The sequence below is a fragment of the Desulfovibrio sp. JC010 genome, assembly GCF_010470675.1.
Classification (GTDB): domain Bacteria; phylum Desulfobacterota; class Desulfovibrionia; order Desulfovibrionales; family Desulfovibrionaceae; genus Maridesulfovibrio.
The window spans coordinates 205,399-219,931 of the sequence record NZ_VOIQ01000001.1; the positions used below are offsets into that span (position 1 = coordinate 205,399).

Sequence of the window (14,533 nt, forward strand, 5' to 3'; positions counted from 1 at the left end):
TTAAGAATCCCAAAAACTTTTAATAAGCTTCGCTGCTATCGTCTGTTTGTCATTGCGTTAATTAGCTTTTGAGTGAAATCGCAGTCTGCAGCAAAGTATCTGCTGTAGTTACGACTTTACTGTTGGCCTGATACGCGGACTGGATGATGATCAACTCCGTCATCTGTGATGCGAGGTCCACGTTTGAGGCTTCAAGGGAATTTGAGACCACGGTTCCGAATCCGGCGGACCCGGCGGTTCCGATAATGGCCTCACCGGACTCGGTGGTGGCCCGGAACAAGGTGCCGCCTTCTGCGGTAAGCCCGCCTTCGTTGGTGAAGTCGGCAAGACCGAGCTGGTAGAGTTCAATGGACTGGCTGTTGGAATAGTTACCGACAAGAATACCGTTTTCATCCACTTCTACGGATACGAGAGACCCGGTGGGATAACCGTCCTGTCCCACACTGTAGGTGGCCGAGGAGCTGTCGGAGTAACTGGTGGTCGCGCCCAGTTCGAGGGTGTAGTCGGTGAATGAGGGCAGGTCCGAATAGTCAGTGGCTGCGGTTATGTCGTCGAGAGAATCGATACCGCCGGAAGTATCCCAGGTGGCATTATCGCTGGACATACCGAAGTTGATGGAAACATCCTGACCGTCTGCGCTTCCGGTGAAATTGAGGTTTACTTGCGGATAACCTTCAGGGCTTAGATCGGCCAGCCCCCACTGGTCAGCATCCTTGGTTTCGGTGGAAGTGGCGGCATTGGAAAGAGTGAAGGCGGTCATGGAAGTCATCTGACCTTCGGAGTTGAAGGTCAGGGTTCCGGTCATGGCCAGCCCGGCACCGCTGGTGGTGTTCATGTCCACACCGTCGGCAGTGGTGCGCATGTCATCTTCAGTTTCGTAAGCGGCAACATATTCCCAGACGATGTTACCGTCAGCATCCACATCCACCGGGTCCATGTAATAAGTCATGTCATGGGCGGAACCGTTTTCATCATAAACAGTCATGGTGGTGGAATAGCTGTACTGGGAATCATCCAGCGGCGGATTATTGGTGCCGTCATAAAGCTCGAACAGGGAAGTGTAAGGATTTGCGGTCTGCGCCTCATCCACACTCTGGGAATCGAGGTTCATGGTCAGGCTGATCTCGGAAGTCGCTTTCGGCGGTGACTGGGACTGGTCCAGCTGGATGGTGGTCAAAACACCGGAAGCAGTACCGTCTTCGATTTCCCAACCCTGCACCTGATTGCCGTAAGGATCGACCAGATAGCCGTCTTTATCGAAATCAAAGTTCCCGGCGCGGGTGTAGTAAGTGGTGCTGGTGTCCGGGTCCACTACTATAAAATAGCCGTCGCCGTTGAGAGCCACGTTGGTGGACACGCTGGAATCTTCGTAAGACCCCTGAGTGTAATCGGTGTTGATGGTGGAAACCCCGGCACCGTTACCAACCTGCGAAAGTCCGCTTCCGGTGGTGATGGTGGAGTAGAAAACATCCTCGAAGACCGCATCCGAACCTTTGAAACCCACGGTGGAAGAGTTTGCGAGGTTGTTGGAAACTACTGAGGTTGCCTGAGAGTTAACATTAAGGCCTGAAATTCCGGTATAAAGAGAACTGGTGATACCCATTTTTCACTCCTGCGTTTATTAAATTTATTTAAATAAAAGTAACGTCGGTAATTGAGACTTCGCGTCCGTCATCAAGGGTCAGGGTAGTGTTGCCTGAATCATCCTGATCAACTGCGGTGATGGTCCCGGCGGACTTGACGTAAACCTCTACTGAGGCGTCATCGGCATCGCTGGCAAAGGCCATGGCCACGTAGGTTCCGTCCGATTCGATGTTGGCACTGCTGAGCAGATCTTCACCGGAAATCTCATGGGTTCCTGCTTCAACGTCGGTGTAATAAAGAGTGTCCACAAGAGTGCCTTCAGAGTCGTAAATATTAAGACCGAGGGTGGCGGCATCTTCCTGCAGGTCGATGGTTATGTCGCTGCCCGAACCGTCTTCCACGGTGATGATTCCGCCGTCAGCCATGACTTCCTCGCCGATGTAGCCGGAGGTACTCAGTGCCGAGAGGGAATCCAGCTGATTGATGATGGTTTCCAGATTTTCATTCTGCTGCACGTCTTCATCGAGCATGGAGTAGTTGGTCATCTGGCTGACCATTTCCGTGTTATCCACGGGGTTGGTAGGGTCCTGATATTCCAGCTGGGTGGTCAGCAGGGTCAGGAAGTCCACCTGATCAAGTGAGGTATTATCGCTGGTTGTAGTTGTGGAGCCGGTCGTATCAGACCCGGTCAAACTACTGTAATAACTGGTGGTATCTATACTGCTCATGATACGACCCTCCTCTTGTCGCCTGCTGAAAAATGGCGGCGAAGTTTTTGAATTGCCTGATGCTTGATGCAGCGCACTGTGCGGGAGGTAATACCCAACTGCTGCGCCACTTCAACTGCCTTTAAATCTCCCCAGAAAATCATTGTCACAACTTCATTCTGTCTTTTTGAAAGAAGTCCATCAGGAAGATTAAAATCTACTTGTTCATTTTCTATCTCTGGAATTTCTTCCAAGTCATCTACATTAGTATATATGGGATTTATTTTTCTCATATAATCCACAGACACAGAACGGCTTATGATGTATAACCAAGTATTAAGAGAGCTTTTTTCAGAGGAATATTTTGAAATATAATTATTTTTAATTATCTTTAATGCTATTTCCTGACACACTTCATCGACATCAACTTTTGATGCCCCATTATATTTTGTGAATAAAAACTTGCTGACAACATTTTTAATAAAGAGACTATTGTCTCTAAAAAAACTATTCACTACATCAACAGAATTGCATGTCAGATTTTCTTTAATGTAAGTATTCATAATTCCTCCTACTGCCTATAATTGAGCAACTTGCATTCCTGACAACATTAAATTGACATCAGATTGCATTCAGAATGAATCAGATTACATTCAAGAAAAGTTAACTTTCTTCAGGAGGATTAATGAAAAAGGCCTGAAATTAATGAAACTTAATTCGATTTGGCTAATTAGAGATGTGCAGGGGGGCGAAGTGCAGAGGGGGGGAAGTTTTTGCCGGAAACAAATGCCCGGTTAAGAACGCAAAAAGGCCGCAGCTCCAGCTACTCGGAACTACGGCCTTATGCTTGCACAAAAGAAAAAAGCCCGGCAAAACCGGACCTTTTGTCAATTAAATCGGCGAAGCCTAATAAAACGTTTTGGGATTCTTAAACCCTTTTGGAAAAGGGTTTAAGGCCCCCGGCAGGCCTTACAGACTCTTAACGAAAAGCTTTGCTTTGAGTTTAGTGGCTGTTGAGAACAGCGGTGCCGCCGGAGGCCATTAGTTGACTAATTAGCCGATGAGTGACAATGCCATCTGGGGCAGGGAGTTGGCCTGCGCCAGCATGGATACTGCGGACTGGGTAATGATCTGCTGCTTGGAGTAGTTGGTCATCTCGGTTGCAACATCAACATCAGAGATCTGGGATTCGGCGGCCTGCAGGTTTTCGCCCTGAATCTCAAGGTTGGAGATAGTAGCGTCAAGCCTGTTCTCAAGAGCACCGAGGTTCGCCCTGACCTTATCCTTGGAAGTAATGGCGGCATCAAGTGCTGCCAGAGACTGCTGCGCAGCTTCCTGAGTGGAAACGGCAAATCCGGCACCTTCGACACTCTGGTTACCGATACCGAGAGCGGATGCGGTGCAGGTACCGATCTCAACGTCATACTTGTCTTCCGCGCTGTCATTACCGGTTCCGAAGTGGATGGTAACAGCGTTGTCGCCGGAGCAGTTGCCGTTGAGCAGATAAATACCGTTGAAGTCGGTAGCACTGGCGATTCGGGTGATTTCCGAAGCCATGGCCTGATACTCACTGTCGATGAGTCCGCGCTGTTCTTCGGTGTAAGTACCGGTTGCGGCCTGTTCCGCCAGTTCCTTCATGCGGATAAGCTTTTCATCCACTACGCCGAGTGCGCCGTCAGCAGTCTGGATCATGGAGATACCGTCGTTTGCATTTCGCACACCCTGCTGCAGGGTGGAAATGTCCGAACGCATGAGTTCGCGCACAGCAAGACCGGCCGCATCATCCGCTGCAGAGTTAATGCGCAGCCCCGAGGACATCTTCTCAGTAGAAGAACCGAGAGCACTGTATGCATCATTAAGGTGTCTGGCTGTTGAATTTGCAACGGTATTGTTGTTAATGATTAAAGACATAAAAAACCTCCGTGTTGTATCGTACATCCTTGCACTTTCAGCAGGAGACCGATTCACCTGCTTTACCTGTTTATACGCAGCGGAGGTAAAGAACGTTTATGGCGGAAATATTTTCTTCCAGCCCCAAATTTCAGACACTATAGACAAATATTCCTTATCTTAACATTTCTTAATCTATTTAACATTTATTTACACTAAACTTATTTGCTTATCCCTTCTAAACACATAGTATCTGTTGTAGGAGAATATATATGAACAAGATACTTCTTATCGACGACGACCCGGAAATGGGGGAACTCTTATCCACCTATCTGGACGGCGAAGGCTACAGCCTGCAGCACAAGTGCACAGCAAAGGAGGGACTCAAGGCATTCGGCAATGAAGACTATGATCTCATTCTGCTGGACATTGTCCTGCCTGACATCAGCGGGCTGAACGTGCTGGAAAAAATCCGGCTGGACTCAACTGTTCCGGTTATCATGCTCACCGGAAAAGGGGATGAAGTAGACAGGGTTGTGGGGCTTGAAATGGGTGCCGACGACTACATCTGCAAACCCTTCCCTTTGAGAGAACTGCTGGCCCGCATGCGCGCATCCCTGCGCCGCTGCTCCATGGCCCCGCAATCCCCGAGCATCACCCCCTCCTCCAAAGGAAATATTAAGGTCGGGGGACTGGACATCAACCTTGATTCCCATTCCATTCAGGTACGCGGAATCGACACCCACTTCACAGCTGCTGAATTCAGCATCATCGAACATCTGGCCGCCAGCTGCGGTAAACTCATTGAACGTGACGAGCTCATGGAAATCGCTCTCGGCAGAACCGCCGACTTTGATGACTATGTGCTTAACGTGCATATGAGCAATCTGCGCCGTAAAATCGGCGATTCCGTTTCAATCAAGACCATCCGTGGACGCGGATACATGATGACCGCGAGGAATCAGGCCGAGGCATGATCCGATTGCGGTTGGCAGTTGTTGCCCTCTCTCTCATGATTCTGGCCATGGTGGCCGGAACACCGCCAAGTTTTGCAGCAGACAAGGATGTCTCTGCTGAACTGGAAAGCCTTGACCTTGAAGACCTCCTGCAGGTCGAAATGGTTTCCCCTTCCGAACGCAAGCAATCCCTCGAAAATATTGCCGGATCATACACCATCCTCACCGAGGAGGATATCAAACGCAGCGGAGCCAGATCGGTTCCCGAAGCACTGCGCACAGTTCCCGGCGTGGTGGTTACCCGTACTGATACGGACAAATGGTCCATCGGGGTCAGGGGATTTTCAGGCACTTTCAACAGCAAGCAACTCATTCTGGTGGACAACCGCCCGATCACTTCGCCTTATTTCCACGGGGTAATCTGGTCCAGCCAGAACCTGCCCATCCAGCAGGTCAAACGAATCGAAGTCATTCGCGGACCATGGACCAGCCTCTGGGGTTCCGAATCTTTCAACGGCGTAATCAACGTCATTACCAAATCCGCCGCAGAAATACAGGGCAACCGCAGCGTGACCACCGCCGGAACGGACGGGGTCAGCCAATACCTGCGCAAAGGCATACACATTTCCGAAAACGCAACCATGGCCGTTTTTGCCAAAGGCGAATATGAGCCGGGTAAAAACTACCGCATCCGTGGACGGACAGAAAAAGGCTCTACTGACTGGACTACCGGCAGCGGCGGTTTCCGAGCCGACTGGCTGAACGCTTATACCGACCAGTTTTCATTGCAGGGTCAGCTTGCCGGTTCATCAATCACTGAGTACTCCCCGCCGGGTAACCCCTTTTCCGCCAACAAAGATAAGAGCGACTACTCCGGTTACGCCCAGATTCTCTGGGACAGAAAAACCGGGGCCCGCTCCGGTATGCAGTTCCGCAGTTCTTACACCCGAACAGAAATCACCGTTTCCGACATGGAAAACATGTCCAACACCGTTGATGCGGAATTCATTTATTCCAATGAACAGCTGGACGGCCACTTCCTGACCTTCGGCATCGGCGGAAAATATTTCTGGGATGAATTCAGCCAGGGTGAAAATGTACAGGTATCCAACGACAGCATCTACCGTCTTGATTTCAGCGGATTTGCCAAGGACCGTATCACACTCATTGATGAAAAACTTTTCCTGACCCTCGGACTGAAGCTGGATTACTCAGGTGACTCAGACCTGACCCCGCAGCCCACCGCCCGGCTTCTGTATATGGAAGACGACGAGGAGTACTGGCTGGCTTACTCCTACGCCAACCGCAAGCCGGGATTCTGGCTGCGCGACGGCAACTACCGGGTCCGGGTAAGGGACAAAGAGTACACCATGAGTGTCGGGGAAGACCTGGAAAATGAAAAACTGAGTTCATTTGAAGCCGGATACCGCAAGCTTTTCAGCGAAACCCTGAAACTTGACCTTTCCCTGTACCTGAACAGCTACGACCAGATGGTCACCTTCAGCTTTGATGAAGATACCAACACAGCCACCCCGGTAAGCGGACTGAGCGGGACATCTTATGGACTCGAAGTAGCCCTTGACTGGCAGCCGTGGTCTTTCCTGACCCTGCGCCCTTCTATCGATCTTTCCAATCAGGATTTTCAGAACGTTCCTGAAGGAATTCCCGGTTTTTCACCGCCGCTCAATTCCGCACTATACAATATCAAACTGCAGGCCCTGATTGATCTGGCCGAAAATTGGGAACTTGACCTGTTCACGTCCTACCTGAATTCCATGGACAACAAAGATCTTTCCACCGGATTCGGTTTTGACGCCCGTCTGGCGTGGCAGGCCCGGGAAGACTTATCCCTTGAACTTATCGGCAACAATCTGCTGACCAATGTAGACGAAAACAATTTCGCCCCTGTTGAACCTTCCTGCACGCTGAGGTTGACATGGGACTTCTAAAAATCCATAAAATTATGGCAATTACAGTCGCCACCATTTTTATGGTATGCTCCATGCCGGACATGTCTGCCCATGCCCGTGTTAAAAGCGGACAGCAGCGCAGGCTGACCGCTACCCAGCCGCAGTTGCAGGCCCTGTTCATCAAAAAAATCACCAAGTATGTGCTCGGCCCGGACAAACGCAGGATAGCTGCCGACCGTCCGGTTACGGTGGCTGCAGTGGCACCCAAAAAGATATCCCGTTTTTTTAAAAATCCGGATAAATTCAAACTGGTGCGCTGGCCGGATGAGGAATGCAGCGTCCTTTTCATAGACATCGACAACCCGCGCATCATTGCCGCCGTACTGAAAAAAGTAAAAGGCAAGCCGGTACTGACCATCGGCCAGAGTCCTGATTTCCTGCGGCTGGGCGGCATGATCAACCTTGTTGAATCCGGCTCCCGTTTCAAGCTTCAGGCCAACATCTGTGCCGCACGTGAAGCCGGGCTGACCATAAGCTCCAAACTCTTGAAGCTCTCGGAAATATACTGTGGAGACACCCCTCGATGAAAAAATACCGGAACAGCATAGGACGCAAAGTGGGCCTTGCCATTCTGGGTACGACCATTGTGGCGGTGGTTCTTTCAATGTCCCTGAATATCGCTTCATTTTTCCATTCATTCCGGCAGGCCACCTTGCAAAAAGCGGCATCGCTGACGCAGGTGCTGGGAACTTCCGTTGCCCCGGCACTGGACTTTAACGACCCTGATTCGGCCACAGAAGCCCTGCAATCACTAGCACTGGTCAACAACTCCGTGGGCGCGACCATATTCACCGCAGACGGGCAGGTCTTTGCCGGGTTCGGAAAACAGGCAGATGAGTTACCAACACGCGACACCAGTACAATAGAAGAATTCAACAACTACCGAATAATTCAGGAAATCCGCTCCGGGGACGAACTGCTGGGCTACATACTTCTTGACGGCTGCTATTCCGATCAGCTGGACTGGTTTTTCCAGAACCTTGCCACATCCGGTCTCATTTTGTTCAGCGTACTGACATTCTGTTTCCTGACCACAAACTATATCCGCAAAAAATTAACCAGCCCCATCGGACAACTGACCGCTACGGTTCGCGACATTTCAAACAGCAAAGACTACACCCGGCGGGTTTCCTACCGCAGTGACGATGAAATCGGCTATCTGGTTACCGAATTCAACTCCATGCTCGGTAAAATCGAAAAGCGTGACAACTGGCTGAACAACCATCGCGAAATGCTGGAAAATATTGTTGCACAGCGCACTAAACAGCTACGCTCCAAACAGGCGGAACTGGAAAAGAAAAACAAACTGCTGGTGCAGCAGATTCACGAAAGGCGCACCGCGGAGATGATCCGCGACGAAGTGGAACGCATTAACAGGCACGACCTCAAATCTTCGCTGAATCTGGTAATCGGTTACCCGGAGCTTATCCTCAACAGTGACGAAGAACTGACCCCGAACCAGCGCAAATATGTGAAGCGCATTGCCTCGGCAGGCTATCGCATGCTGGACATGATCCAGTTCCATCTGGATATGTTCAAGATGGAGCAGGGGATTTACAGGCTGAAAACCATGCGCATCGACCTTATTGACCTGATGACCTCGCTGGAAGAGGAAATGGCCCTGCTGCTCAACCAGTCCGGAGTAAAGCTTTCCATTATGCTGGACGGCAAGGAAATCGAGGGCATGGAAGAACTGCACCTCACCGGGGAAGGCATGCTGCTGCGAACCATGTTCCGCAACCTGATCAAAAATGCAGTGGAAGCTTCCAACGAAGAGGATACCGTAACCATAGCCATCAAGAGCGGCCCGCCTGTTTCAGTTACAGTGAAGAACACCCTTGCCGTGCCTGAAGAAGTCAGGGAAAGATTTTTTGATAAGTACGTTACTCTGGGCAAGGAAGACGGAACCGGACTGGGCACCTATTCCGCCAAACTGATTGCCGAAACCCACAAGGCTGAAATCAGCATGCATACAGCAGAAACCAGCGGAACCGAGGTTACAACCAGTTTTGTTGATGAGAGCAGCGCGGCTTAGACTTAATCACTCAGCGTAATACAAGCCTTCTGTACAACCGAAAACTTCATTCAGACGGTCAATATTGCGCCCTGAAGTGAGCACAATCAGGTAGTCTCCGGCCCGGACCTGCAGTGAAGTCGGCGGCAGCTTGTTCAGCTCTCGTCCCTGCCCCTTATCTTGTGACACCCCGATAGCCAGCACGTTAAAAGAGTCCCGCAAGTCGTTGAAAATATCCCCATAGTCCAGCCCGTCGTATTTACTGCCTTCCTTGATGTAATACTGCTGCACATCATAATCTTGGTTGCCCGAAGCGGATGACAGGATATCCTCATTGAACAGGGCCACGCTGGGTTCGAAAATATAGCTGGCTACGATCTTGGAGGAGATGTCATTGCGGCAGATGGTGAAGCTGACCCCGGCACTGGTAAAGGTTTCCTTCAGCTCGGAGTTATCGATGGTCGCCACAAAGGAAAGGTGAGGATGGTATTTCTTAGCGTTGAGCACAAAGACAAGGTTCTTGGTATCATCACCAAGGCAGGGCATGAGTGAAACGGCCTCAGCTGCATTGGCCTTTTTCAGACACTCACGACAGTTCATGTCCGAGAAGATCACAAAGACCTGATCCCGTGAAAAACTCTCGTAAATAAATTCAATATGGTCCTTGTTGTCAGTGACAATGCAGACTTTTTTTCCGGCATGGACCAGCTGGGTGACAACATCTTCTGAAAATTCATTCCAGCCCACAATAACCACATGGTTGATGAAATCTGTTCCGTCAAAACCCATTTTGCGCCTCTCTGCCAAAGCCTGAATATGTTCGGTGAGCCTGCCTATGAAATAGCCGAGGATGCCGATACTGCCCAGCACCATGACCATTGAAATCATCTTCCCCACAACGGACGTGGGATAAAGATCACCGTAGCCAACGGTGGTCAGGGTGACCAGCGAATACCAGAAGGCATCAAAGAGAGTCTTGATATTGGAACTCTCGCAGGTCGATTCAAAGTAATAGATAAGCAGGATGGTCAGCAGGTAGATCAGCATTCCCGCCCATAAAAAGCACGTGCTCTTTTTCATACGAGCAACATAACACGTTAAATTGTTCAGAACAATTCTGTTACGCTACGCGCTTTTAAGAATGAAAGAATTTGCCTCCGGCGGCTTAAACCCTTTTATTTCGGCTTCGCCGGAATCAGCTTTAGCTAACTGAAGAATATATAACCGCCGAGCAGAAACAAAATTGTCCCGGTAATTTTATTGATCAGGGACACATACTCGCCGTAAATACGCTGAACTATCGAAGTATTCAAGAAAAGCACAAACAATCCCCAGCCGAAAAAAGCTTCCAGCACGATGACCGAACCGTAAACAGCTTTTTCGCCCAATGCCGCATCCGGCCCCACCAGCTGCATAAAAACACTGAGGATGAACAAAGTCACCTTGGGGTTGAGCAGATTGCAGAAAAGCCCGTCCCGCAGGCCCTGCATGAAGGTCGAGCCGGTGCAGTTTTCAGCAGAACCTTCAAGCTCCAGTCCACCGTTATCCGTGAAACAGCGATAGCCGATATAAAGCAGGTAAAATGCCCCGGCATAGCGCACGGCATTGTATATGAAGGGATGGCTTTTAAGCACAAGAGCCAGTCCGAGTACGGAAAGACTGACATGGAAAGTAAGCCCCATGCAGACCCCGATGATGCAACCGTAAGCCGCAGACGAGCCGCGAAAAAATCCCCTGCCGCTACTGGAAGGTGCGCATCCGGCATGATGGATAAGCAGCATCATGTCCGGGCCGGGACTCATGCGAGCGAAAAAACAGATTGTGAGCAGGGTGAAAACGGTTTCAAGCATTGTTGTCTATTTTACCCCGTGGCTGTTCAGGAAGGAAGTATACTTGCGGTCCTCACCCTGAATATGCTGCACCAGCCAGTCTTTGAGGAATTTCATTACGTCCATGGTTACCTTGGCTTTTCCGCTATGCAGAGCGGATTCAAACTCAAGGACCTGATTGACGAATTTGACATGCAGTTCTTTGTGTTCAGGAGTCTGAGGATAGCCGTAGCGGTCAAAAAGTTTTTCTTCAGTGCTGAAATGATCCACGGTGTAGTTTTTAAGCTCCTCCACCAGTCGCTTCATAACCGTGTCAGAAGCACGGTCGCGCATGGCTTTGTGCAGACCATTGATCATGCCGACCAGCTTCTTGTGCTGCACATCAATGGCCCTGATGCCGACGGAAAAGGCAGTATCGTTCCAGGTGACCAGTTCATCGCCGGAAGCGGAATCAATATTTCCTTCGGACATACCGTGAATCAGGGAATCCAGCTCCTGTACCAGACTTGAAACTTCGATGAGAATCTGACGGGCTTCATCCATTTCAGCCGCGGTTTCCTGCGCCACGCGGGTGACATCGGAGACAGCACTGTTAATTTCCTCACTGGTGGCCGACTGCTGCTCGGAAGCAGTGGCAATGGACTCCACCTGCTCGGAAGTGGCTTCAATGATAGTCACGATTTCCTGCATATATTTACCGGACTCAACAGCTGTTTCTGTTCCGGCCACAATATCTTCGGCAGCACGGTCCACTGAGGCCACGTTGGTCTGGGCATGCTGCTGGATATCAGTGATGGCGTCGCCCACTTCTTTGGTGGCTTCCATGGTTTTTTCGGCCAGTTTGCGGACTTCATCGGCAACCACGGCAAATCCGCGTCCGGCCTCCCCGGCACGGGCCGCTTCAATGGCCGCGTTCAGGGCCAGCAGGTTGGTCTGGTCCGCAATATCGTTGATCACATTGATGACCCGGTCAATATTCTCCGCCCGTTCACCAAGCTGGCTCATAGTCTGCTTCAGTGAGAGCACCTCGTCCTCAACCTTTTTAATGGCATCCACGGATTCACTTACTCCGCGCGCACCTGTTGTCGCATTACTGCGGGACTGGTCCGCGTTTCCGGCGGCAAGGGAAGCATTGCGGGCAACCTCTGCTACTGTGGAGTTCATCTCTTCCATGGCTGTGGCGGTCTCAGTCATGCGGTCGCGCTGGATTTCAACGCCCTCACCTACTTTTTCAATGCGGTCGCTTAAATCGCTGATATCTGAAAAAATGCGTTCGGAAGAATTCCCGGCCTTGTCAGCAACTTTGCGCATGGCATCAATGAGCTTCAGGGTTTCTTCTTCCTTCTCCCGGCTGGTCTGCAGGGCATTCTCAATCTCTGCGGCCTTGCTCCGGGCCTCTTCGCTCATATCCCCGGCCCTTTTGTTGGCCTCATTCATGCTGTCCACCATGGCGCAAACCGCAACCTTAAGCTCTTCCAGTTCATACATATAAAAACCGGAGCACTCGTTGTTCTGACGACCTTTCTGGATATCAACCGCGTAATCCCGCAAATTTTCAATAGGAGAAGTAACATTGCGGCTGATGCTGTAGACAATAAATCCGGTGATGACCAAACCGGCCATCACCCCGCAAATCAGAATAATGGAAGACGTGGATCCAAAAGAAAAATCAGGGCAGAAGCCCAAAAGAATTGCGCAGATAACGACAGGAATAAAACCAAGGACAAATGTCGAAAGCCTAAGACGGGTAGAAATATTCATGAACAACCACCTTGAGAGTTTTGATACAGACCAAGAACAATTTCTGTAAACTAGCTTTAACACCTTAAAAATGGAAATTATTTTTGTGTAACAACTATTTTATTTTTGAGCGTATTTTCAGAAACAAACCCGATACTAATAACCATTACCGACAAAGTCCAAGTGTTAACCCAAATAACAAGCAGCAATCACCCGTCCCTGTCAGACATGGCTGACAAGGGCGATGAAAGCCGAGGGAAAAAGCAATAAACCAGCTCACCGGACAGCAGTGACGGGACTGATCAATTTCCTGACAGAACCGTAATTTTAATGTCCGGCTCCGCTCAGCTTAAGCCCCACAACCCCGGTGAGAATCAACAGCAGACTGAGAACCTTCAGCGCTGAAACAGACTCTTTGAAAAAGAAAATCCCTATGGCGAAAATAAGGGCGGTTCCGAGACCGGACCAAATGGCATAGGCAACACTGACATCAATCTTTTTAAGGGCAATAGCCAAAGCGGCAAAGGATGCGCCGTAAAAAATAAACATGAGCACAGAAGGAAGCAGCCTGCTGAAACCTTCTGAAAATTTCATGGACACAGTGCCGCAGACTTCCAGCACAATGGCACCGGCAAGAATAATCCAGTATTGCATTTATTACCCTGATTTTAATGTAAAGTTCACCATTTATTGACCGAAAAGCACTCGATCCCGACCTTCCTGCTTGGCTTTATAAAGAGCCTTATCTGCAATGTCCATGAGCCCTTCAAGTTTTCCCGAACCGGAAAATTCAGAAAATCCGGCACTCACTGTAACCTTTTCAGCATGTGGAAATTCATAATTTGCAACAGCCTGCCTGAGCCTGTCCAGCAGTTTGTGTGCATCTTCAGCCGATGTTTCCGGCATGACCAGTACAAACTCCTCTCCTCCGACACGGGCGAGCAGATCAGTCTTACGTATTCTGGAAGAAATAACCCCTGCAAAACTTTTCAAAACTTCATCGCCAACAGGGTGACCGAAATTATCATTGATGGATTTGAAATGATCGATGTCGAAAAGAGCCAGCACTAGGGGATGTTTGTAACGACCACTGAGCCAAAGCAGCTTTTCCACCTCGCCGTAAAAACCGCGCCGGTTGGGTAATCCGGTCAATTCATCAGTGATCGCCATCTCCCGCATCAGGCTGAATGTTTTATCCAGCTTGGTACGCATATCATCAAGGGTTTTGCCCAGCATGGAAAATTCATCACGCCCGCTCCAGCGGTAAGGAATTCCTAGCTCACCTTTCGAGAGCACTTCAACCTGCCGCATGAGCCTGTCCAAGGGTCTAAGGACTTTAAAATAGATAGCCGGAATTACCAGCAACAGCCCCCCCACAAACATAGTCACAAACATGGCTATAATCTGATTGCGCTCTTCGGCGATACGCGGCTTGACCCAATCCTTATCCACTGCAACCAGCACGAAGCCGAGGTCTTCACCGTCTTTGACCACGTTCTGAACCAGCTCCATGGTATTATACTCATGTTCTGTGGTTTCTTTGGATACACGCAGGAGATATAGATCATAAATATTTGAAAAAATTTCTATCTTTACAATACGTTCATCCTGTAGAAGCAGACTCACCACATTGCGGGCACCTTCCGGTGAAAATGAAATCATGGAATCTTCAGCAGCATCGATCAGGGTATCCAGGGAACGCTGATGGAATTCGGCAAGACGGGTTATCATATCTTCTTTTTCCAACTCAAAAGAAATGATCAACCCTGCAGCCAGCGGGACAATAAGCCCGACCAGCATGACTTTCACCAGAAACAGGGAGATGCTATGAAATCTTGTCATA

Annotated in this window: 13 protein-coding genes; 4 read left to right on the forward strand and 9 right to left on the reverse strand. The window is 49.8% G+C overall.

Annotated features, from left to right (window positions below):
- Positions 1-61: 61 nt before the first annotated feature.
- The 4 genes from FMR86_RS00995 to FMR86_RS01010 form a co-directional block, all read right to left on the reverse strand.
- Entirely contained in the window at positions 62-1,603 is a 1,542-nt protein-coding gene (locus FMR86_RS00995) for a flagellar hook protein FlgE (protein WP_163349204.1), read from the reverse strand.
- A 28-nt stretch (positions 1,604-1,631) separates the two neighbouring features.
- Entirely contained in the window at positions 1,632-2,312 is a 681-nt protein-coding gene (locus tag FMR86_RS01000; protein WP_163349205.1) for a flagellar hook assembly protein FlgD, read from the reverse strand.
- Complete coding sequence (locus FMR86_RS01005) at positions 2,309-2,854, reverse strand: sigma-70 family RNA polymerase sigma factor (RefSeq protein ID WP_163349206.1); 546 nt, start codon at positions 2,852-2,854, stop codon at positions 2,309-2,311. The genes FMR86_RS01000 and FMR86_RS01005 overlap by 4 nt, the downstream gene beginning before the upstream one ends.
- A gap of 490 nt (positions 2,855-3,344) precedes the next feature.
- Positions 3,345-4,202, reverse strand: coding sequence for a flagellin (locus tag FMR86_RS01010; protein WP_163349207.1), 858 nt, complete (start codon positions 4,200-4,202; stop codon positions 3,345-3,347).
- A gap of 251 nt (positions 4,203-4,453) precedes the next feature.
- Between FMR86_RS01010 and FMR86_RS01015 the strand changes: the two genes are divergently transcribed.
- The 4 genes from FMR86_RS01015 to FMR86_RS01030 are packed head-to-tail and all read left to right on the forward strand — an operon-like array spanning position 4,454 to position 9,142.
- Positions 4,454-5,158 carry a response regulator transcription factor gene (locus FMR86_RS01015; protein WP_163349208.1) on the forward strand — a complete coding sequence of 235 codons (705 nt, stop codon included), beginning with the start codon at positions 4,454-4,456 and terminating at the stop codon, positions 5,156-5,158.
- Positions 5,155-7,086 (forward strand): TonB-dependent siderophore receptor, encoded by a 1,932-nt coding sequence (locus FMR86_RS01020; protein ID WP_163349209.1) that lies wholly within the window; start codon positions 5,155-5,157, stop codon positions 7,084-7,086. The genes FMR86_RS01015 and FMR86_RS01020 overlap by 4 nt, the downstream gene beginning before the upstream one ends.
- Positions 7,074-7,634 (forward strand): YfiR family protein, encoded by a 561-nt coding sequence (locus FMR86_RS01025; RefSeq protein WP_163349210.1) that lies wholly within the window; start codon positions 7,074-7,076, stop codon positions 7,632-7,634. Before FMR86_RS01020 ends, FMR86_RS01025 begins: the two co-directional genes overlap by 13 nt.
- Positions 7,631-9,142 (forward strand): ATP-binding protein, encoded by a 1,512-nt coding sequence (locus tag FMR86_RS01030; protein ID WP_163349211.1) that lies wholly within the window; start codon positions 7,631-7,633, stop codon positions 9,140-9,142. Before FMR86_RS01025 ends, FMR86_RS01030 begins: the two co-directional genes overlap by 4 nt.
- Before the next feature lie 6 nt (positions 9,143-9,148).
- Here FMR86_RS01030 and FMR86_RS01035 read toward each other — a convergent pair whose 3' ends face one another.
- From FMR86_RS01035 to FMR86_RS01055, 5 genes are all read right to left on the reverse strand, one after another.
- Positions 9,149-10,201 (reverse strand): TrkA family potassium uptake protein, encoded by a 1,053-nt coding sequence (locus FMR86_RS01035; protein WP_163349212.1) that lies wholly within the window; start codon positions 10,199-10,201, stop codon positions 9,149-9,151.
- A 125-nt stretch (positions 10,202-10,326) separates the two neighbouring features.
- Positions 10,327-10,971 carry a LysE family translocator gene (locus FMR86_RS01040; RefSeq protein WP_163349213.1) on the reverse strand — a complete coding sequence of 215 codons (645 nt, stop codon included), beginning with the start codon at positions 10,969-10,971 and terminating at the stop codon, positions 10,327-10,329.
- A gap of 6 nt (positions 10,972-10,977) precedes the next feature.
- The gene (locus FMR86_RS01045) at positions 10,978-12,711 is read right to left on the reverse strand and encodes a bacteriohemerythrin (protein WP_163349214.1); all 1,734 of its coding nucleotides are present in this window, start codon (positions 12,709-12,711) and stop codon (positions 10,978-10,980) included.
- A 306-nt stretch (positions 12,712-13,017) separates the two neighbouring features.
- Positions 13,018-13,344, reverse strand: a complete 327-nt coding sequence (locus FMR86_RS01050) for a multidrug efflux SMR transporter (protein ID WP_163349215.1) — start codon at positions 13,342-13,344, stop codon at positions 13,018-13,020.
- Positions 13,345-13,377: 33 nt separating this feature from the next.
- Entirely contained in the window at positions 13,378-14,532 is a 1,155-nt protein-coding gene (locus tag FMR86_RS01055; protein WP_239057103.1) for a sensor domain-containing diguanylate cyclase, read from the reverse strand.
- Position 14,533 lies beyond the last annotated feature (1 nt).